This window comes from Citricoccus sp. NPDC055426 (assembly GCF_040677445.1).
Taxonomy (GTDB): Bacteria; Actinomycetota; Actinomycetes; order Actinomycetales; family Micrococcaceae; genus Citricoccus.
This window is the reverse complement of the sequence record NZ_JBFARZ010000004.1, coordinates 1-20,403: the sequence shown is the minus strand read 5'-3', so window position 1 is coordinate 20,403 and position 20,403 is coordinate 1. Positions and strand designations below refer to the sequence as shown.

Genomic DNA, 20,403 nt, shown 5'->3' with positions numbered 1-20,403 from the left:
GGCCGGCGAGGTTCGTCCGGAACGGCCCGGGCCGGCGTCGGGCCCTGCCGTCTGGGAAGGAACGGCAGAACAGACGCCGGGGCGCTCCGGCGGGGCGGTGGGAAGTGAAACGGCCGACGGGAAGTCCCGGCCGCACCCCACCATGGTATTAGAACGTGTGTTCTAACGCCAAGAAGGAGACTACGGAGAGTGCCGGACACGATAAGCACCCGGCCCCGAAGGGATCGGGGCCGGGCGTCTCACCACAGGTCAGAGCAGGGTTTCCAACGGTTCGGTCAGCTCGGGCCCGTTGTTGCGGACGTTGCCGACGGCGGTCCCCACCTCATCCAGGATCCACCCGGAGGCCGTGCGGAACGCCTGCCGTCGGACCCGGTCCACCAGTGCGCCAGCGGCTACGGCCGAGCTGAGCTTCTCCGGCTCCAGCCACTCGTCCAGGGTGTCGCGGTCCATCGGCAGCGGGAGCCGATCGTGCAGTCCGCCGAGTCGCTCGAGGGTGTCGAGCCCGGGCTGGTCCACGCCCTCGGCGCGGGCAGTCTCAACGTCCGTGGCGTCCGGCGAGGGACCGGTGAGCATGGTGCAGCTCAGCAGCCACCGGGCCGGGTCGCCCTCCGGCACGGACCCGTCCTTCCACCATTCGTAGAGTCCCGCGAAGTAGATCGGGGTCCCGTCCACCGGGTGGACATAGAAGGGGCGCTTCTTGGCCGACTTCGGGGCGCCGGCCTCGGGCTTGAGCCATTCGTAGTACCCGTCCACCGGCACGGCGCAGCGCCGGGCCCGGACCGCGGAGCGGAAGGTGGGCTTCTCCGTGACGGTCTCCGAGCGCGCGTTGAAGGCCCGCGACCCCACGGACAGGTCCTTGGCCCACGGCGGGACCAGCCCCCACCGAGCCACATGGATCTCCCGGCGCTTCTCCGTGCCCGACGCCGGCTCGGCGCGTTCCAGCACCACCGGGACATCCACGGTGGGAGCCACATTCCAGTTGGGTGGGAGCACCAGTTCCTCGTCGGGCTCCAGCGCCCCGGAGTCGGCCACCAGGTCACCGATGGCCCGTGCCATCACATACCGTCCGCACATGGGTTCAGTCTGCCGCTCTCGTCATCAATGGCTCAATGTGATCGATGGGGTCGATGGGGTCGATGGGGTCAGTCTTCGACGAAGGGGTCTCCGCAGGCCCAGCCTTCCGGGTTCTCCACGCAGTTCTCCGCGACGTTCTTGGACTTCGACCGCCAGATGTCAGCCACCACCGGGTCACTCGGGACCTCTGCCGTGCCCGGGATCGCGATCCACGGACCACCGTTGACCGAGAACTGGCCTCGGTAGGACGTGGACAGGCCCACCGGGAACTCCCCCGTGTCCTGATAGGCATGCGAGGTGGTGGTCTCCTGGTTGAACTCCCGTTGCGGGCCGCCTGGAAATGGATTGCTCAACGGCTCCGATCCATCCCCGTAGTCCCACGTCCACCGCACCGGCACCGCCTGAATCGCCACCGCCTGACCCAACATGGAAGTGTTCAGGGTCTGCGGCTCCTCCGTCGCATAGAAGTTCGTGTGCGCACGGATCAGCCCAAATCCGCCGGAGTCCGATTCGATGGTTGATGGGGCAATATTCAACCGCCGAAAATCCTCCAAGGTCACCACCGGCATCGGCGGAGCGTCCGGCGTACCAGCGGCAGGATCCGACACCACTGGATCTGACGGTTCAGAACAGAACGGTGTTCCGTATCGCTGAACGTCACCGGGATCGTCTGACACATAGAACGCACGAATGACGAACTGGCTTCCCGGCTCTGTACAAACCGTGCGCTCTATCTCAAAGCAGTCCAGTTGTCCTGTCCCTGATTGTGTGAAGCATTGTGATTGGAGAATTTCTACACGAACTGGCAACTCAGGACCTGCGTTTCCACCGCTCACCGTGTCACCGGCATTGCTATTGCTCTGGTTGCTCTCGTCTCCCGTACCTCTATGGTCATCACCGGTACCGCCTGAGCCCTGCGATCCCTTGATCCGATAATAATCTTCGCCGGTCTCAGTCGACAGGTCATCGAATGGATCATCAAGCTCAGTCGCAACCGCATCTGAGGATGCCCCCAGTCCCATGGATACCGTCAGAATTGATACCAAGACGATTGACTGCACAATTCGCTTCATCGACGTCAGCCCTCTGAGTTAACTGGAGACAGACTCTCGATCTTCCAGTGTCCCGCGGTATCTGAGAATCGACCGGATGCCGACCAATAGACTCCCTCGGAACCGTCACCGGAGCCCTTATCTACCAAGTTGCCAGCAGATCTATATATCTCGCCGGCAGACTCGGTTAGTTCAAAGGTAACGGTCCCCCAGAGTCGGTCGCTTTCGACGTCCGTGAACATCACCTCTACTTGAGGTTGCTCAATGACGGCCCACCCTCCAGCGTCATAGGCGCGAGGCCAGTTTTCGATTTGATCTGTACAGAGCTCACATTCTTCAAAAGAAGCGTTGCTCAGTGGTTCCGCGTCCCCAGTGGATTTTAAGTAGGCAGACGATACGAACCAGTACTCAATCGCCGCTTCGAGCCCCTCTTCCGTCGGTTCCTTCACGGCGTCAGGCATCTCGGGGACCGGCACGTTCTTGGCCGGGCCTTCAGACGTCGCCGGCTCGTAGCTTCCCGTTGGCGACACACTCGGCGACGCGCTTGGCGAACCCGAGTCACCACCCGCCGTCTCGGACGGAGAAGGCGAGGCGCTCGCAGTGGAGGCGGCCGACGTCGGGCCATCATCCCCACCGTCACCGGAACACCCGGCCAGCGCCAGGCCCGCCGCGGACAGCACCGCCACAGCCGCCCATCGAGCAGAACGATTCACCGACACGGCCATAGGGCCCCCTCTTTCGGGGGCCGCAAGACCGGCCCATGCCATCCCCGCGGCCCAACGAACACTCCACCTCGGGCCGAACCCGCCAACCCGACTCTCGCCGCCCAGTCTAAACAGACCACCATGAACCACGTCACAGTTATCCACAGATCGGTGCGGCTCACATCACTGCGGCATCCTGCTCCGAGACCCGGCGATTACGTCTCACAGGGAAGGCGCCGCCCATGCCCCTGCCAGATGTGATGGGATGGACCAGAACCCATCCCCGAGTAGGAGCCGTGCCCCGCGCCGGCCTCAGAAGGAGTTGCACCGTGCCCCAGAAGGTGAAGGCCGTCGTCGCGAAGGCGAAGGACGCCCCCGTCAGCATCGAGACCATCGTGATCCCGGATCCCGGCCCCGGAGAGGCCGTGGTGGACATCCTGACCTGCGGCGTCTGCCACACCGATCTGCACTACGTCCAGGGCGGGATCGGGGACAACTACCCCTACCTGCTCGGCCACGAGGCCACCGGCGTCGTCTCCCAGATCGGCGAGGGCGTCACCGACGTCGAGGTCGGGGACAAGGTCATCCTCAACTGGCGTGCCGTCTGTGGCGAGTGCCGGGCCTGCAAGAAGGGCCAGCTCCAGTACTGCTTCAACACCCACAACGCCACCCAGAAGATGACCCTGGAGGACGGCACCGAGCTGGACCCGGCCCTGGGTATCGGCGCCTTCGCCGAGAAGACCCTGGTCGCCTCCGGCCAGTGCACCAAGGTGGAGGGCGTCTCCGATGAGCAGAACGCCGCCGCCGGCCTGCTGGGCTGCGGCATCATGGCCGGCATCGGCGCGGCCATCAACACCGGTGAGGCCAAGCGCGGCGAGTCCGTGGCCGTCATCGGCTGTGGCGGCGTCGGCACGGCGGCCATCGCCGGTGCCAAGCTGGCCGGGGCCACCACCATCATCGCCGTGGACCTGGACCAGCGGAAGCTGGACAAGGCCCTGGAACTGGGTGCCACCCACACCGTCAACTCCAAGGAGAGGGACGCCGTCGAGGCCATCCAGGAGCTCACCGACGGTTTCGGCGCCGACCTCGTGATCGACGCCGTCGGACGCCCGGAGACCTACAAGCAGGCCTTCTACGCCCGTGACCTCGCCGGCCGCGTGGTGCTCGTCGGCGTCCCGACTCCGGAGATGACGCTGGAACTGCCCCTGCTGGATGTCTTCGGCCGCGGTGGTTCCCTGAAGTCCTCCTGGTACGGGGACACCCTGCCCTCGCGGGACTTCCAGATGCTGATCGACCAGTACAACCTCGGCCGGCTCGACCTGGACGCCTTCGTCACCGAGACCATCGATCTCGACAAGGTCAACGAGGCCTTCGAGACCATGAAGTCCGGAGACGTCCTCCGCTCGGTGGTGGTGCTCTGATGGCACGCATCAACAAGCTGGTCACCTCGGGAACCTTCTCCCTCGACGGCGGCACCTGGGAGGTCGACAACAACGTCTGGATCATCGGTGATGACGAGACCTGCGTGGTCATCGACCCCGCGCATGACGCCCTCGAGGTCCAGAAGGCCGTCAACGGCCGGCAGGTCCTGGCGATCCTGCTGACCCACGGGCACGACGACCACATCCGCGCCGTCCAGATGTTCCGCTCCCTCGTGGACGCCCCCGTGCTGCTGCACGCGGACGACCGCATGCTGTGGGACAGCGTCTATCCGGACCAGGCCCCTGACGGGACCATCACCGACGGGGAGACCTTCACCGTGGCCGGCATCCAGCTGACCGCCCTGCACACCCCCGGCCACTCACCGGGTTCGGTCTGCTTCCACTCCCCCGAGCTCGTGGCCGAGGACGGCACCCAGGGCGTCCTGTTCTCCGGCGACACCCTCTTCCAGGGTGGACCGGGCGCCACCGGGCGGTCCTACTCGGACTTCGGTACCATCATCGAGTCGATCAAGAACCGCCTGTTCACCCTGCCGGCCGAGACCACGGTCAACACCGGACACGGCGATTCCACCACGATCGGCGCCGAGACCCCGCACCTGCAGGAGTGGATCGACCGCGGCCACTGACCGGATCGGTCCTCCCGCGGAGTGCAACCAGCCACCGACGGGAAGACCGGGTTTTTGAACAACTCAGCCGAACACCATGCCGGAGGCCTCGTCCTGTTGGGCGGGGCCTCCGGTGCGGGGAAGTCCTATCTGGCCCGCACCTACGGGCGACCGCACCTGCTGCTGGACGCCTTCTACCGCGAGATCGCCGAGGACAGCACGGCCGAGGAGCCGCTGCCCCGGACCGTCTACGGCCAGATCGACTGGGACGACCCGCTCACCTGGAACCTCAACTCAGCTGTGGACGCCATCATCGAGTTGATGGAGACCGGACGTACCCGGGTCCCGGTCTACTCCATCACCACCTCCTCGGTCACCGGCCACGAGGACCTCGAGCTGGCCGGCGGGCCCATCGTGGCGGAGGGCATCTTCGCCGCCGAGCTGCCCCGCGCCCTGTCCCAGCTCGGCCTGCGGCCGGGTACGGACTTCCACGCCTGGTACATCGACCAGCACCGGCTCCCGACGGCGGCCCGACGGTTCGCCCGCGACGTCACCGAACGCCGGAAGCCGGTCCCCTTCCTCCTCCGACGGGGTTGGTCCCTGATGCGTCAGGAGCGGGAGATCCGCGGGCACTACCTGGCCGCCGGCTTCGTCCCGGTGCCCAAGCGCGAGCTGCATCGCCGGCTCGGCACACCGTAGGCAGCCGGTCGACGTCGTCAGGTTTCCGGACCCTGCGGCGGGACGGCGCCCAGCAGATCGGACCAGGGCCGGTCCTGCACCGAACCGTGCGCCACCCCATAGGCAGCCCCGTAAGCACCGCGGAGCCGCTCGGCATAGGAGCCCACGGTGATCGCCGGCACGGCATCCGCAGCCGCCCCCGCCGTACTCGGATCCCAGTCCAGCCCCAGGGCACGGTACACGTCCACCAGCACCGCGCGGATCGGCTCGGGATCCTCCACGATGATGGAGGAGGAGAACAGCCACGCCCCCCGGACGACCCGCTGGGCGGTGCCCACGAGCTTCACGGGCCCGCGGGCGGACCCGTCAGCACGCGCCGGCAACGGCGTGTGCACGGAGAACTCGCCGGCGCAGTACTCCCCGGGGATCTCCCCGACGGCGGCCGGCACCTCGGCGTCGCGGAACACCCGCGCGAAGAGCTCCCCGAAACCGGCGAAGCGATCCCGGAATCCCTGCATCGCGTCCGTATCGGGTTCGAGGTGGTCCACCACCAGGGAGCCTCGGTGGTAGGCGGCGGCCCGGCCTCCCGCCCGGCGCACCACGGGTTCGAAGCCGTGCCGCCGGCAGGCCAGCCGGGCCTCCTCGAATCCGTCCAGGCGCACATCACGCTGGCCGAAGGCCACCGTGGGCCGGGGACGGTAGAGGCGGACCAGGGGGGCCTCCAGCACACCGGTTTGAGCCGCCCGCAACAGAGTGATCCCGTACTCCAGGTCAGCCGCCGCCCCGAGCGAGGCGTCCTGGCTGACCCACTCCAGGCCCGGCTCAGGCGCAGCCTCAGTCATGGCCGGAGGGGATCCTGCGGATGGTCTGGATCTGCTCGGACCGCCCGAACGGACCGTGCTCGTCGTGGAGGACGGCCGAGGTCACCCCGATCCCGTCACTGCCCAGGTTCGAGGTGGTGGCATACCCCAGCCACGGTCCGACGGGCTCGCGGTACAGGTGGATCTGCAGGTCCACGTTGGGGAAGGCGAAGGCGCCCGGCCCGGCCGGCAGCACGGGTGCCACCCCATTTGCGGTGTCCACCATGCCCATCAGCCGCACCAGGTCAGGGGTCTGCTCCCCGGCGATCATGTCGACCGCGGTGGTGGACCAGCACCGTCCATGCCCGGCGGCGTGATCTGCGGCGACCCGTATCTGCAGGGACTGGATGTATCCTCCCGGCCACCGCTGGTTCATGTCCGGGAACGGCTCGCATTCCTGAAGCGGTGCCAGGTCACTGTCATGGATGACCGTCACATCGGCGGTGTCCGTGGTGATGAGCCGCCAGGCCCGGGCGACCAGGACGTCCCTGCCCTGGGCCGCGAGCCTGGACTCGACCAACTCGATGGTGCGTCCGGGCCGCACCGTGCGGGTGGTGACGGTCAGCGGACCGAAGTGGAGCGTCCCGAGGATCTCGAAGGACAACCGGGCCAGGCGGAGCTCCGGGCGCGGTTCATGCGCCAGGAGCTCCGCCGTCATGAGGCCGGAGACGGGCGCCATGTGCAACTCGTCGTCCCGCCAGGTGCCCTGGGCGTGCACCACGGAGTCGAATTCGGCGGTACGGATCCCGGCCTCCACCCGCGGGGGCGCGGTGCGCTGGAAGTTGGCGCCGACGTCGTGCTGGGGCTCACCGGGACGGCCGGCCGACCCGGCCATGGTGCTGGGAGTCATGGTCTCCATCCTGCCAGAGCCGTCAGGCCCGACCGGTCCGACCGGGCCGACCGGGCCGACCTGACGACTACATGGTCTTGTAGCGGTGGAGGATGTTCGCGACCTCGCCTCGGGTAATCTCCCACTCCGGGTGGAACTTGCCGTCGTCGTAGCCGGTGCTCAGTCCCGACTGCGCCAACCACGCGATGGCCGAGCGGTGCGGATTGCCTGCGGCCACGTCCGGGAACGACTTCGAGGCATTGGTCTTGGCCTTCGCGGCCCGGAACAGCATGGACGCGAACTCACCACGGGTGACGTCCCGGTTGGTGCCGAAGGTGCCGTTCTTGTACCCCGTGGAGATCTTCTCCGCGGCGGCCCAGGCGATCGGGTCGAAGAAGGTGTCTCCCTTCTTCACGTCGCTGAACGGCGTGGAGGAGGGCACCCGTCCCTGGGGATCGATCATCCGGTACACGAAGGCCAGGGATTCACCGCGGGAGATGTCCTGACGGATCCCGAAGGTGTTGTTGGCGTAGCCGTTGGACAGGCCGGACCACTGCATCCAGGACACGGCGTCGTAGTAGTCCGTGCCCGTCGGGTTGTCGGTGAAGCCCCGCTGGCAGTCGGAGAATCCGTTCTTGGACAGGTCACCGTAGTGGCCTCCGCGCTGGACGGCCAGCGACGTGTAGGTCACGCGCCGTCCGTCCATCGACTCCAGCCGCACGCTGCCCGTCTTGGAGGGCAGGTTGACGCCGCAGTACTGGCTGCCCGGGGACAACCGGATGGTCCCCAGGAACCGTCCGTTCTGGGTGACCGCCACGGTCGAGTACTGCGAGGCATACGCCCCGAACACGAACTTGTCCGCGTCCACCAGGTTGTCGATCCGGACCGCCGAGCCGACCTTCTGGGTGCGCAGGGTCTTGCCACCCGGGCTGCCTGCGGAGTTCAGGTAGTCCATCGCCCAGGTGCCCACGCTGGAGCTGGCCGGGTTGATGGCGCCGGTGTGCTGCCCCAGGTACTTCTGCGGTCCGGCCACGCCGCCGCGCACCGCCCGCACCGCGAACTGGGCCGTCTCCCCCGGATCGACGCCGAGGTCGAGCCGGGTGCCGGTGGTGGTCCTACCGCCCAACCACGGCTGGGAGTTGACCGAGCCGCCGCCGTGCGGCTGCGCCCGGTACATGATCTGGTAGTGGTCTGCGCCGCTGACGGCGTTCCACCGGATCGTGGCGGTCAGTCCGGGGCCCTTGAGGTCGTAGTGGTTGGCGGGCAGGGTGGGTGCATTCGGGGCGTCCGGCGCACTGGCCACCATCCGGTCCACGTTCTGGCGGATGATCGGCAGCTGGGCGTCCAGGTACCGCCCGGGGCAGGCGGTGCTGTTGGTGACCTTGTGTCCGAGGATGGTCGGGACGGTGACGGTGGTGCCGCTGGTCCAGCGGGCGGTGCCCTTGCCGCTCTGCGTCAGGCGGGTGTTCGCCGTGGGGTCCACGTCGTAGCGGTGGGCCTGCCAGGCCAGGACCCGCTCGATGGCGCGGACCATGGCGGCCGGAGCCGAGGTCACGTCATAGTTGCCCATGGCGGAGACGCCGATGGTGTCCGTGTTGAAGCCACCGGCCTGGGCTCCCACGACCGGTGCGTCGATGGAACCACGACGGCCCTGGTAGATCTTGCCGTACTTGTCCACGAGGAACTGGTAGCCGATGTCACCCCAGGCCAGGTTGACGGCGTGGTAGGTGAAGATGCCGCGGATCTGGGCATAGGCGCCGGCCGCCGTGTAGTTGTTCGAGCCGGCGGTGTGATGCACGTACATCGCCTTGAGGTCCTTGGACGGGGTGCCCCAGTCGTTCACCACGGACTCGTTGGCCCCCCACTGTGCGCGGGTGATGATGGCCGGCTTCAGGGCATTGCCCTGGTTGGCGACGGTGGTGGCCTGGGCGGTGCCCGTGATCAGGCCCTGCTGCTCGTGGACGGCCGGCACGAACTCCGCGCCCTCGGTGGAGTCGGCACCGGAACCGGTCGTCGAGGCCGCGGCGGCCTCCACCGGCTCCTGGGTGGCCACTCCGGCTGCTCCCTCGATCTGCTGCAGCGCCGGGGAGGCCGGGGAAGCCGGCTGGAGCTTGCCGTCCGTCTCGGCCACGCCCGGGTCGATCAGGTCCAGTGCGAGCCCGGAGGGGTTCTCACCGTCCACGGTGGTGATGCGCACCTGGATGGCGTCGGCGCCGCTGGAGATCAGCGGCTCGGTGCCCACGCGGTCCGCGTTGGGCATCTCGTCCCCCGCATGGATCTCCATGCTGTTCCAGTCGGTCCAGTCGGAGCCCTCCCGCACCCGGAGAGACACTTCCGTGACCTGGCCGGCGTCCTCGATGTCCCACGTGACCCCGGCCACGATGAAGTCCATGGTCTCCACCGGCTGCGTCAGGGTGGCGATCTTCTCGACGTCGACGTCCCGCGTGGTGGAGAGCGCATTGTCCATGACCGTTGCGGTCAGCTCCTCGGCCTCCTCGGCCACGGGCGCCTCGAGGGTGGCGGGAGCGGACTGGGCCTTCTCCTGCAGGTTCTGGATCACGACGTCGGAGGGCTGGGTGCCGCTCTCGGCGGACTTCTGCGCCGGGCCGGCGGGGCCGGAGGCCGGCACCGTCAGGGACATCAGCGAGGCGGCTGCGTCCTCGGACTCCGCCTCGACTGCCGTGTCAGCCTCATCCGTTACGTCTTCATTCAAGGCGTCAGGCTCATCAGCCGGGACAGGTTCATCAGACGTGTCGGCTTCGCCAGCCCCCGTTTCGGGGACCGGTGTCGGAACCGGAGCCTGGACAGGCGCTTCCTGCTCTGCGGACCCGTCGGCGGGCTCCTGTCCGGGTGCCACCTCAGCCGCGTCGGCCACCTCGGGCAACGCTTCGGCGTCGATGCCGCCCAAGGCCAGTGATTCCTCTCCCGCCCCCTTGATCTCGGAGGCCTCCTGACCCGTGGCGACGGCCGGGTCCACCGTCGGCTGCTCGGCCGGTGCGGACACCGCCTGCAGGCCGGTGGCCTGCGGCACCACGGGCATGGCCGTGGCCGGCATGACGGTGGTGGCGGTCAGGGCGAGGGCCAGCGCAGTGGCTGCGCCGGTCTTCAGGGCAGGGTGGAGCGTCCGCGACATATCTGTTTTTATCCCTCAAGTGGTGCGGTGGAAGCGGGCGTGGATCTTCCCCTCCACGCCTCGGCAAGGTTATCAAGTCTTGATGGAGTTGTAATCACTTTGGTCCCATCAAGCTCATCTTTCACACAGAGTTGACATCGGTGTTGGACCTGTTGAGCCCTCCGGGAACCTGAACAGCTGGGCACCACAAAGGGACACCGGTCCCACCCGTCAGGGTGGGCCCGGTGTCCCTATGCGTGCTGCCAGCGGACGGCGGTCAGTTGTGCCAGACGATTCCTGATGTTGCTCGTCGATGTGAGGGTGCTCGTCGACGTACCCCAGGCATTTCCCTGACCATCTGAACCGTCAGTCTCCTCCTGGAGTGGCCGGTCACGTGATCACGTGCTCCTGCCGCAGATTCGTGTACTTCGATCCATTGCCCAGGGGGCGAGTCGCGTTCGTCGCGTGCTGATGAACGCGAGCGGTCGTCGAGTCACGCTGTCAGACATCGACGAGGAAGGTCAGCGCCGCCCAGACAGACACCGTACTGACGGTTGTCCAGATGGCGATGGCCACGGCCTGCCAGAGCAGCACCCACGCCCGGGACGTCCCCCCGGCGACCAGCATGGCGGATGTGAACTGCGTCGGGATCGCCAGCGGGCCGAGGATGCTGGCGCCAGGGACGCCGAAGCGGACGAGCCACCGCTTGAACTTCGCCCGGCCCTTCGACTCCGGTTTCTCAACGGGGAGAGCCTCTGCGGAACTCACGGCCCCGACAGCTACAGGCACCCGCACAGCTCTGCGATCGACCACTGCAGTGCGCGCGCGTGAGGTCAGAAGAACGACGAGGAGTACGCTGAGGAAGTTACCTGCGGCAGCCGAGACGCCAGCGATGATCGGGTTGATCCCTCCGACGACGCCGACCAAGGCCGCGACCTCTCCCTCGACGAAAGGGACGACTCCCGCGAGCATGACAACAAACGGCTGGACCAGTTCGGGCACATGCGCCACGAGGTCTTGAAAGCCTCGTATGAGCTGTTCGATCGGGTTCACTTTTCTACTTCCTTTCCAGAAGTGCTAACGGATTCCTTGTGCGTCACCTATTAGAATCTGTGTTCTCAGAACAGGGTCAAGCTGTCAGCGGAGGACCGCGGCGAAAAGTGGCCGGGCAATCGTGAAAGGGAAACAACCGAGCCGTCACAGCATGGCGTGTGGCTGCTCCGGGGTGGGCAGCGGCCGCGGCTGGCCCTCCGAGATCACCCCGAACAACGGTGGTCCTCCGACGTTTTCCGGGGGTTTCGGGGGTACGGTCCCGACCTCGAGCACCCGTCGATGGCGTGCGGGACCGCTGCACGGTCGCACTAGGTGCGCGGCAGGACAGCGGCGGCGACGATGACGTTGCTGACGATGAGGGAGGTGACGCTGCGCGCCACGGCCTTCGCGGTCGCTCCCGCTCCCCAGTTGCCCTCTTTGAGCTCCTCAGCCCGCATGATCACCGGGGACGTCCACGGGATGTCGTGGTCGAACTGAGGGAGCGTTCCGCTGCCATAGAGAAGCGCAGCGAGAGCGGCGGTCCGAGGTGTGGGTTCGACTCCGTCGACGAGCACGGCGCGGATGTCGGCGAGCAGCGTCCGACGGCGCGCGGAGTCCCCCTCCTCGAGCACCGAGGACCGGATGAAGCCGAGAGACCGGCGAGCGCGTCGACGCAACTCGCCGCGCTCGATCAACCGGTCCAGCAGTGGCTCACGCAACGCCGGGCCCGTCGCCGCCAGAATCGTCTGCACTCCTCGAGGCTTGTCGGCCACGTATTCCCAAGTGGCGCGCAGCAGGCGATCGGACGGTGGATTCCCGGCCACGGCCTCGACCGTCAGTCCACCCAGCCGTCCCGTCCCGGTTCGTACATGAGCGCTCAGGCCGAGGTCGGCGAGAACCGCGCCGGCGAGGACGTAGAAGAGCGTCGCCTCGCCGGCGATCGTGCCGGAACGCGGTTGGAAAAGCACCAGGAGGAGGTCCTCCGCGAGCGTCTGCTCGCCGTCCTCATGGCCGCCGGTCCGCTCCGGTGAGGAGACGCGGGGATCACGCTGTTCATGGGTCATACTCTGCACACCCTTCTCCTGCTGACGGACGGATCGTGCGACGTAGTCTGCACCGTGTTCCCGGCACACACTCAACCCGCCCTGGACTCCGGCCCCTCCCCCGACTCCCGAAACGACTGCACCACCTCCAGCGCTGCTGAGCGCGCCCGGTCGAGCACGTCGAGTTGCGCCGGGTCATTCAGCCACGTCGTCGACATCCTCAGCGATCTTCTGGATGGCGGCGATGTCGGCTCGCGACTCCTCCAGCCTGCGGATGTTCTTCTCGAGCTCGGCGTCGAGCTCGCGCATCGTCTGCTGCGTGCTGTCGGCGCCCGCCCGGGCGTCACGGATCTGTGAGAGGGGCACGCCGAGGCCGGCGAGACGGCGGATACGCAGGAGGCTTACGAGATGATGCACCTCGTACTGCTTGTACCCGTTGTACTCGCGCTCCGGTTCCTCGAGCAGGCCCAGGCGGTGATAGTGACGGATCGTGTTCACCGTGGTCCCGGCTCGTTCCGCGAGTTCCCGGGTGCTCCATGCCACGAAGGTCTCCTTTGCTGCTCCACGGGCGCGGAGGGCACGATCGACGCCTCCGCACCCGTGGCGCTCATTGGCTGAGGAAGGTTGTCAAGGCGTCGTTGACGTCGTCCGCGTGGGTCCACAGCAGGCCGTGGGGGGCACCTTCGATCTCGATGTATACGGCCTCGGGAACGGCGCGACGGAAGCGGCGGGCGGTGGCGTCGATGGGGAGGATGTTGTCCTTCGTGCCGTGCAGGATGAGGGTGGGCTTGTCGGCGGCGCGGACGGCCTCGACATCACCACGGAAATCCTCGATCCAGGTCGGGACCACGGCGTAGGCGGCGACGGGGGCGCTGGTGACGGAGAGATTCCAGTTCGCATCGACGACCTGCTGGCTGATGCGCGAGCCGAGGTTCTCCTCGAGGTTGTAGAAGTTCCGGTAGAAATCAGTGAACCAGGCATACCGGTCATCCTTCGCAGCGGCCTCGATCCCGTCGAAAACGCTCTGTGGGACACCCTCCGGATTGTCGTCGCGCTGCACGAGGAACGGTTCGAGCGAAGCGAGGAAGGCGAGTTTCGCGATCCTCTCGTGTCCGTGGTTGGCGACATAGCGGGCGAGTTCCCCCGTGCCCATCGAGAACCCGACGAGAACCACATCGCGCAGGTCGAGAGTGTCCAGCACGGTATTCAGATCGGCAGCGAAGGTGTCGTAGGCGTAGCCGGTACTGACCTTCGACGACTGGCCGAAACCCCGGCGATCGTAGGTGATCACCCGATATCCCGCCGAGAGCAATGCACGCGTCTGCTTCTCCCAGCTGTGCCCGTTCAACGGATAGCCGTGGATCAGCACAACAGGCTGCCCGACCCCTTGATCTTCATAGTAGAGATGGACCGGGGTACTGTTCTCGTCCCCGACAGTGATGTAACCCATGGACATGATCCTTTCCGCTCGGGCCTCCACAGTGTCGGCCGCTGGGATCAGCAGATACCCTGTGGTCGCAACAGGGTCAAGGAAATCTCCTCGGTCGGGCAGACGGCCGTTCGACGAATCCTCCGAGCAGACGTCTATAGGACCCGTCACAGTGGCTGTCGTAGGCACACGGTCCGACGGGGATTGATTCCGAGCGGAAAGGAGACGGCCGATGCTTCTGGGTCGGCACGCCGAGTGCCGCCGGGGCGAGCAGCTGCTGGGCGAGGCGAGGGCCGGGCACAGCGGGGCGCTTGTGGTGCGCGGCGAGGCCGGCATCGGCAAGACGGCCGTCTTGGGGCTCCTGCACACGAGAGCCGAGGAACTCGGCTTCCGCATCGAGACGTCGACAGGTATCGAGGCCGAGATGCAGTTCGCCTATGCGGGTCTGCATCAGGTGTGTGCTCCACTTTTCGACCAGATATCCACGCTACCTGAGCCGCAGCAGCTGGCTCTCAGCGTCGCGCTCGGTCGCGACGCTGGCTCGGCGCCCGACAGGTTCTTGGTGGGTCTGGCTACTCTCGGGCTGTTCTCCGAGGCAGCTGAGAAGAACGGTCTGCTGTGTCTCGTCGACGACGCCCATTGGCTCGACCCGGCATCGGCGGAAGTACTCGCCTTCGTCGCGCGCCGTATCGGGGCTGAGCGTGTGGCCATGGTGTTCGGTGTCCGCGACGGCGAGGCAGGAGGCGCGGTTTTCGCCGGTCTGCCCGAACTGCATCTGAGGAGACTCGGCGACGCGGATGCTCGTCTGCTGCTGAGCTCGGTCGTCCCGGCGCCCCTCGACGACGAAGTACGGGAACGGATCATCGCCGAAGCTCGCGGCAACCCGCTCGCCCTGGTGGAGCTTCCCTCTCACACCCCGCCGGCCCGACTCGCCGGCGGGTTTCAGGAACCCGATCTGTCGGACGTCTCCAGTCGCGTGCAGACAGAGTACCGGAACCGGGTGTACGGGCTCCCCGACGAAAGTCAGCGGCTGTTGCTGCTCGCCGCGGCCGACCCGACCGGGGATCCCGCCCTACTCCAGCGTGCTGCCGATCATTCCGGGATCGTTCCCGGCTCGGCGGCACCCGCCGAGTCGGTAGGTCTGATGGAGATCGGCGCCCGGGTGCGATTCCGCCACCCCCTCGCCCGGTCTGCCGTGTACCGCACGGCGGATCCAGCCGATCGACGGCGCGCCCACGCGGCTCTGGCGGCTGTCACCGACCCGGCATCTGAGCCGGATCGCCGAGCCTGGCATGCGGCCCAGGCGACCTCCGGGGTTGACGAGCGCGTCGCCGGGGAGCTGGAACGATCGGCCACCCGTGCCAGAGCGCGCGGAGGCTACGCGGCAGCCGGAGCGTTCCTGCTGCGAGCGACGCAGCTGACGCCGGATCCGACGGCTCGGGCAGGACGCGCCCTCGAGGCGGCCCATGCCGTGCACGAGTCGGGTGCGTCTGGCACCGCGCTCGATCTACTCGATACGGCTGAAGCGGGCCCGCTCGACGACTTCCAGCGTGCACGCCTGGCGCTGCTGCGGGCGCAGATCGCCTTCTACCTGAGCCGAGATCCGAATGTCCCGGAGATGCTCCTGCGTGTCGCACACGACATGGCACCTTTCGATCCGGACCTTGCTCACCAGACGCATCTTCGCGCCCTTGATGCGGCACTCGTCCTCGGTGGTCCGACGTGGCGAACGGTCGCCGAGGCCGCCCTCGCGGACCACTCGCTCACGAACGCCGTCCGACCGGTTGACCGTCTGCTCTTCGCGCTATCGGCAACGATGATCCGAGGGTTCGCCGCCGGCGTTCCCCCGCTCCGAGACGCACTGCGATCGCTGTGCGACGCCGACCCTTCCGATACCCCGACACAGCGTTACCGGTCCTGGCTCTGGCTGGCGGCACGCACGGCTGTCGGCATCCTCGACGACGACCTCGCCTATCGACTCGCGGAGGCAAACGTCCTATCGGCTCGAGCAGACGGCGCTCTGACCGGTCTCGCCAGTGCGCTCAACATCCACGCCAACATCCTGGCGCTCGGAGGCGAGCTCACCCGCGCCGGCGAGATGGCAGGGCGGTCGATCGCGATCGCGGAATCCACCGGCGGAGTGCCGATGCGCCAATCCGAGACCATCGTCGCCGCATGGCGGGGTGACGCTGACACCGTGGCCAGGCTGCGGGAGCTCACGTTGCGGGACCCCAGTGCTCCCCCGGAAGGAACGGAGGTCGCACTGGCCGCATATGCGACCGCTGTGGTGCACAACGCCCTCGGCGAATATGAGAAGGCGCAGCGAGCCGCGGCGATCACGTGCGCGTGCGTCGCACTGTCGCTGAGCAGCGTCGGCCTGGCCGAAATGATCGAGGCGTCGACTCGAGCCGGCGATCCGCACAGCGCCGCCTGGGCTCTTGAGGAGTTGAGCACCCGTGCGGACGCCTGCGATACCCCGTGGGCTCGTGGCCTGGAGGCGCGTTCGCGTGCGCTGACACTCTCCGGCGAGTCGGCTGAACCTCACTATCGCGCCGCAATTGAGTACCTCGAGGCCTCCCGGCTGACCGGCGAAGCGGCGCGGGCTCACCTCGTCTACGGGGAATGGCTGCGTCGCGCGGGACGCCGCCAGGAAGCCCGGGAGGAACTGCGGGTAGCGCACGATCTCCTCTCGCGCATCGGCGCGGAGGCCTTCGCCGCGCGAGCGGCGAAGGAGCTCCGGGCGACCGGTGAGCACCCACGTCGCCGTACGACGCCATCGACCGGTGAGCTCACGGCCCATGAACTGCAGGTCGCGAGGCAGGTGGCCACCGGTGCCACCTCCCGGGAAGTGGGTGCGCAACTGTTCCTGAGCCCACGCACAATTGAGGCCCACCTGCGGAGCATCTACCGCAAGCTCGGAATCACATCACGTCGCGAGCTTCGTGAGGCCCGGCTGTCCTGATGGCCCGGCTGGCGTATGAGCACCCACGAGGGCCCAGGTTGATGCGCCGCCGTATCCCAGCACCCGCATCCAAGGACATCGAAGAACCTGTGCCTCCCTCTGTGCCGCTGATGTGAGCGCTCGCAGGCCTCGGCGCGCGTAGTCGCGATGTGTCCACGTCAGGTAGACCGCCCATAGTCATTCGGCTGAACTGACCATCTGGTCGTTTCTAGGCGCATCTCGTCGGGATGAGTCTTGACTCCGTTCCAGGAACAGGGTGTGGGGTAGACCGCATGAGACAGCAAGCGTACGAGAAGGGCGTCGCGATCGCCCAGCGCCTCGAGAACGGCGCCATCGCGGCCGCCATCGTCATCGCCGTCATCTCCACGGGACAGCCGTGGTGGTGGCTGGCCGCAGCCTTCCTCATCTTCGACCTCTCCGCCCTCGGCTATGCGGGCGGCCCGCGCATGGGGGCCCGCCTCTACAACGCAGTACACAACTACACCGCACCGGCGATTCTGATGGTGCTCTACGCGGGCTTCATGTTCGGAGGCCAGAATCTTCCCTGGCTCGCTCTCAGCGCCGCGTGCTGGGCGTTCCATGTCGCCGTCGATCGGGCGCTCGGCTACGGGCTCAAACTACACGACTTCGCACACACCCATCTCGGTCGAATCGGGCGACGCACGATAGTCCACCAGTGATGGTGGTGCGGGCGCCGGGAAAGCCTTCCAGGCGTCTGTGAACCCGTCTCAACCCATGGGTTGAGTCTGTGGCGACCACACGGCCTTTAATCGGCGTATTGACGCCATACGGGCGTCATGGAGGCTCAGGAGAGGTTCGTCATGACCACGACATATCAGCGCGCCGCGATCATCACAGGCGCGGGAAGCACCCAGGGCATCGGGTTCGCAACTGCCCGCCGTCTTGGCGACGCAGGCAATCGAGTCGTCATCACGTCGACGACTGATCGCATCTTCGATCGGGTCGCAGAGCTGCGGAACGCCGGAATCCGGGCGGAGGGAGTGGTCGCCGACCTCACCGACCAGGCCGGTGTGGACGCGGTCGTCGCGCGTGCGTCAACTTCTTTCGGCGGCGTGGACATTCTCGTCAACAACGCGGGGATGACGGCCGTATCCGACTCGCACGCCGCGGCCGCGAACCGAGGGACGTTCATCGACCATTGGCATGCTTCACTCGACCGAAACCTGACCACGACCTTCCTATTGACCCACGCCGTGGCCGGCCTCATGCAGGCCGCCGGATACGGCCGAATCGTCAACGTGTCATCGGTGTCAGGGCCGGTCGCGGCCTACGGCGGCGACGTGGCCTACCACGCGGCGAAGGCCGGCATCCTCGGGCTGACGCGCTCAATGGCGCTCGACACGGCACCATTCGGCATCACCGTGAACGCCGTCGCTCCGGGCTGGATCGACACCGCATCCGCCTCCGATCACGAACGGCGGATGGGCGCCGCCACACCCGTCGGCCGGTCCGGCACGGCGGACGAGGTGGCCTACGTGATCGCGTCCCTCACTGGGGACGGAGCGTCGTACATCACCGGTCAGCTCATCACGATCGACGGAGCCAACTCCATCAGCGAAGAACGCGGGCGCTGAGCATGTGGCGCCGCGCGATAGGTCACCTCACGAGCACAGGAGCCGGCGACGGACGATCGTCGCCCATGGCATCAATGTGCGTCTCCAGCAGTTCGAACGCCATCCGGCTCGCGCGGACGAGCACGTCCTGCTGCGCCGGGTTGTAGAGTTCGGTGATCGCTTCTGAGATCGTCTGCCGAACGACGCTTTCACTCCTGCACAGATGCTCGGACTGATTCAGAAGCCAGGGATACTCGGTCAGATTCTGCGCGATGACCTGCGCGAGAAGCCGCACGAGCCGTCCACGACTCATCTCATCAGCATCCGGCGGGAGTCGGTCAACTTGTGAGCCGAGGTGGTCGATCGCCTCGTCGACCTCCACCATGCGTCGCAGGTCGGCCATCGCCTGTGCATCATAGAGCTGCCCGGAGATGTGAAAGATCGAACGGTCCGACTCCGACAGTCGGGATGACATCGATTCGAACCCTGCCGGCGCATCAGCGGGGGCGTCCTCTCTCAGGATGGCAGCGAGGTCTACCCGCGCGCGCTCGAGTCGCTCGATGCCCGCGACCAGCTCCGCATCCAACTCGCGCAGAGCCTCCTGGCGGCCCTCACTGTCGGCTCGGACCTCACCGATGCGCCTCAGCGGCAGCCCCAGTTCCACCAGCCGCCGAATCTGGAGCAATTGCACGAGATGACGCACCCCGTACTGCTTGTATCCGTTGAACCTGCGCTCGGGCTCGTCGAGAATCCCGAGACGGTGATAGTGGCGGACCGTGTTGACGGTCGTTGACGCCATGTCCGCGATCTCGCTTGTACTCCATGCCATGATGTGCCTCTCCGTCAGGTGCGTCTCGGTGGTACACCCTGGACCCGAAGACCGATGATCAGGCCGCCGAGGGCGACGGCCGCACTGACGCCACTCTCCGCAGAAGCTCGCTTCTCGCTCGTGGCACCGGAGAGCCTCCGGTCCGACCCGACAGAGGGAGCCGAGATCGGTCGGATTCTCGTGATGGCCGGGTACTCGCTCATGAGACGTCTCCTACGGTCGAGACCGCTCTGCGCGGTCGAGGGGGTGATGACGACAGGATCGCAGCAGCGGGAGCCGGTTCGCGTCGGTGGAAGTCACCTATGTCGTGACAGCACCACCGATCGGAGGCTCCGTGAGGAGGGAGGCCCTGTCGAACGCGTTGATCGCAGAAGAACGCCAAGGAGGAGGGCGTGTTCACCGTCGGGCGATCGCTCACCACGATCGTTCCGCAACCTCCAACTCTCCTCTCGAGACTGCGGCGATCAGATCTCTGTGGTCTTCATGGGTTTGTCGGGAATAGGCGAGTCCGAAGCCAAGGATCCCGTCCTCGAATGCATCCCCTCTGCCGATGTAGGCGGCGATGGCCTCGGGGTCCCCGCTACGAGCGTGGGACTTCGCCAGCGCATGGCCGCATGCTCGGGCAAACGCAGGGAGGTAACCCGCTATGTGTTTTCCTCGCGGGATGATCTTCATGTCGCGGAACTGCCGCATGTAGTAGTCGAAGCCGTCGACCCTCATGTGCCCGAGGAAGATATCGCTGGCGGTCTGCATGAGGCGCTGTCCGTTCACGATGCGTTCGCCATGGTTCGAGAACTCGCTCGGTCCCAAGAACTCCTCATACACGGACACCGTCGCCTGCTTCGCTTGAGAGAAGAGAGGCTGACGTCCGCTGTCGCCTTCCAGGAGGTGCAGCCACACACGCATGCCGACGCTCCCGACGCCCACGATCTGCCGGACGGAATCGATGCGCGTGAACCGACCCACCAACCGGTGCAGGTGCAGGGGGATTGAGGCGAGGTACGTGTCGTATACCTGTATTGGGTATCTGCTTAGCTGAAGTTAGTCCGCAGATGCGGAAATGGAGAGTTCCCGGAGCGGTGCGGGATCGGTCTTCACGGCTTGCTGGAGCAGCCGGTAGAAGAGCAGTCCGCGGCTGGTCGCTGTTCGGCGGTTGAAGCGGAAGGTGAACTCGTCCA

18 protein-coding genes and 1 pseudogene are annotated in these 20,403 nt (G+C 66.7%); 6 read left to right on the top strand and 13 right to left on the bottom strand.

Annotated features, from left to right (window positions below; genetic code table 11):
• Positions 1–249 precede the first annotated feature (249 nt).
• The 3 genes from AB0K08_RS07955 to AB0K08_RS07945 form a co-directional block, all read right to left on the bottom strand.
• Positions 250–1,074 (bottom strand): SOS response-associated peptidase, encoded by an 825-nt coding sequence (locus AB0K08_RS07955; protein ID WP_363353160.1) that lies wholly within the window; start codon positions 1,072–1,074, stop codon positions 250–252.
• A 68-nt stretch (positions 1,075–1,142) separates the two neighbouring features.
• A complete protein-coding gene (locus AB0K08_RS07950) occupies positions 1,143–2,147 on the bottom strand; it encodes a hypothetical protein (protein WP_363353158.1) in 1,005 nt (334 codons plus the stop codon).
• 5 nt (positions 2,148–2,152) lie between these two features.
• A complete protein-coding gene (locus tag AB0K08_RS07945; protein ID WP_363353156.1) occupies positions 2,153–2,851 on the bottom strand; it encodes a DUF6318 family protein in 699 nt (232 codons plus the stop codon).
• 308 nt (positions 2,852–3,159) lie between these two features.
• Between AB0K08_RS07945 and AB0K08_RS07940 the strand changes: the two genes are divergently transcribed.
• The 3 genes from AB0K08_RS07940 to AB0K08_RS07930 are packed head-to-tail and all read left to right on the top strand — an operon-like array spanning position 3,160 to position 5,576.
• The gene (locus AB0K08_RS07940) at positions 3,160–4,251 is read left to right on the top strand and encodes an S-(hydroxymethyl)mycothiol dehydrogenase (protein WP_363353154.1); all 1,092 of its coding nucleotides are present in this window, start codon (positions 3,160–3,162) and stop codon (positions 4,249–4,251) included.
• The gene (locus AB0K08_RS07935; protein WP_363353152.1) at positions 4,251–4,898 is read left to right on the top strand and encodes an MBL fold metallo-hydrolase; all 648 of its coding nucleotides are present in this window, start codon (positions 4,251–4,253) and stop codon (positions 4,896–4,898) included. The genes AB0K08_RS07940 and AB0K08_RS07935 overlap by 1 nt, the downstream gene beginning before the upstream one ends.
• Positions 4,899–4,952: 54 nt before the next feature.
• Complete coding sequence (locus AB0K08_RS07930; protein ID WP_363353150.1) at positions 4,953–5,576, top strand: uridine kinase; 624 nt, start codon at positions 4,953–4,955, stop codon at positions 5,574–5,576.
• A 17-nt stretch (positions 5,577–5,593) separates the two neighbouring features.
• Here the strand turns inward: AB0K08_RS07930 and AB0K08_RS07925 are convergent, their stop codons facing one another.
• From AB0K08_RS07925 to AB0K08_RS07890, 8 genes and pseudogenes are all read right to left on the bottom strand, one after another.
• A complete protein-coding gene (locus AB0K08_RS07925) occupies positions 5,594–6,397 on the bottom strand; it encodes a lipoate--protein ligase family protein (RefSeq protein WP_363353148.1) in 804 nt (267 codons plus the stop codon).
• Positions 6,390–7,265 (bottom strand): thioesterase family protein, encoded by an 876-nt coding sequence (locus AB0K08_RS07920; RefSeq protein WP_363353146.1) that lies wholly within the window; start codon positions 7,263–7,265, stop codon positions 6,390–6,392. The genes AB0K08_RS07925 and AB0K08_RS07920 overlap by 8 nt, the downstream gene beginning before the upstream one ends.
• 67 nt (positions 7,266–7,332) lie before the next feature.
• A complete protein-coding gene (locus AB0K08_RS07915) occupies positions 7,333–10,377 on the bottom strand; it encodes an S-layer homology domain-containing protein (protein ID WP_363353144.1) in 3,045 nt (1,014 codons plus the stop codon).
• 384 nt (positions 10,378–10,761) lie between these two features.
• Positions 10,762–10,851, bottom strand: a pseudogene (locus tag AB0K08_RS07910) (IS5/IS1182 family transposase); the annotation flags it as partial.
• 6 nt (positions 10,852–10,857) lie between these two features.
• Entirely contained in the window at positions 10,858–11,409 is a 552-nt protein-coding gene (locus tag AB0K08_RS07905) for a small multidrug efflux protein (protein ID WP_363353142.1), read from the bottom strand.
• A 308-nt stretch (positions 11,410–11,717) separates the two neighbouring features.
• Positions 11,718–12,452, bottom strand: coding sequence for a GPP34 family phosphoprotein (locus AB0K08_RS07900; RefSeq protein ID WP_363353140.1), 735 nt, complete (start codon positions 12,450–12,452; stop codon positions 11,718–11,720).
• Positions 12,453–12,626: 174 nt separating this feature from the next.
• Positions 12,627–12,974: a MerR family transcriptional regulator gene (locus tag AB0K08_RS07895; RefSeq protein ID WP_363353138.1), complete on the bottom strand. Its 348-nt coding sequence runs from the start codon at positions 12,972–12,974 to the stop codon at positions 12,627–12,629.
• 64 nt (positions 12,975–13,038) lie between these two features.
• On the bottom strand, positions 13,039–13,881 hold the full coding sequence (locus AB0K08_RS07890; RefSeq protein WP_363353136.1) for an alpha/beta hydrolase: 843 nt from the start codon (positions 13,879–13,881) through the stop codon (positions 13,039–13,041).
• Between the two features lie 211 nt (positions 13,882–14,092).
• On the opposite strand from AB0K08_RS07890, the gene AB0K08_RS07885 reads away from it, so the two are divergent.
• The 3 genes from AB0K08_RS07885 (at position 14,093) to AB0K08_RS07875 (ending at position 18,417) form a co-directional block, all read left to right on the top strand.
• A complete protein-coding gene (locus AB0K08_RS07885) occupies positions 14,093–16,822 on the top strand; it encodes an AAA family ATPase (RefSeq protein WP_363353134.1) in 2,730 nt (909 codons plus the stop codon).
• 272 nt (positions 16,823–17,094) lie between these two features.
• Positions 17,095–17,502, top strand: a complete 408-nt coding sequence (locus AB0K08_RS07880) for a DUF4260 family protein (RefSeq protein ID WP_363353132.1) — start codon at positions 17,095–17,097, stop codon at positions 17,500–17,502.
• A gap of 141 nt (positions 17,503–17,643) precedes the next feature.
• Positions 17,644–18,417, top strand: a complete 774-nt coding sequence (locus AB0K08_RS07875; RefSeq protein WP_363353130.1) for an SDR family NAD(P)-dependent oxidoreductase — start codon at positions 17,644–17,646, stop codon at positions 18,415–18,417.
• 22 nt (positions 18,418–18,439) lie between these two features.
• Here the strand turns inward: AB0K08_RS07875 and AB0K08_RS07870 are convergent, their stop codons facing one another.
• Together AB0K08_RS07870 and AB0K08_RS07865 are read right to left on the bottom strand one after the other, a co-directional pair.
• A complete protein-coding gene (locus AB0K08_RS07870; RefSeq protein WP_363353128.1) occupies positions 18,440–19,225 on the bottom strand; it encodes a MerR family transcriptional regulator in 786 nt (261 codons plus the stop codon).
• 414 nt (positions 19,226–19,639) lie between these two features.
• Positions 19,640–20,245: a DUF2252 family protein gene (locus AB0K08_RS07865; protein ID WP_363353549.1), complete on the bottom strand. Its 606-nt coding sequence runs from the start codon at positions 20,243–20,245 to the stop codon at positions 19,640–19,642.
• Positions 20,246–20,403 lie beyond the last annotated feature (158 nt).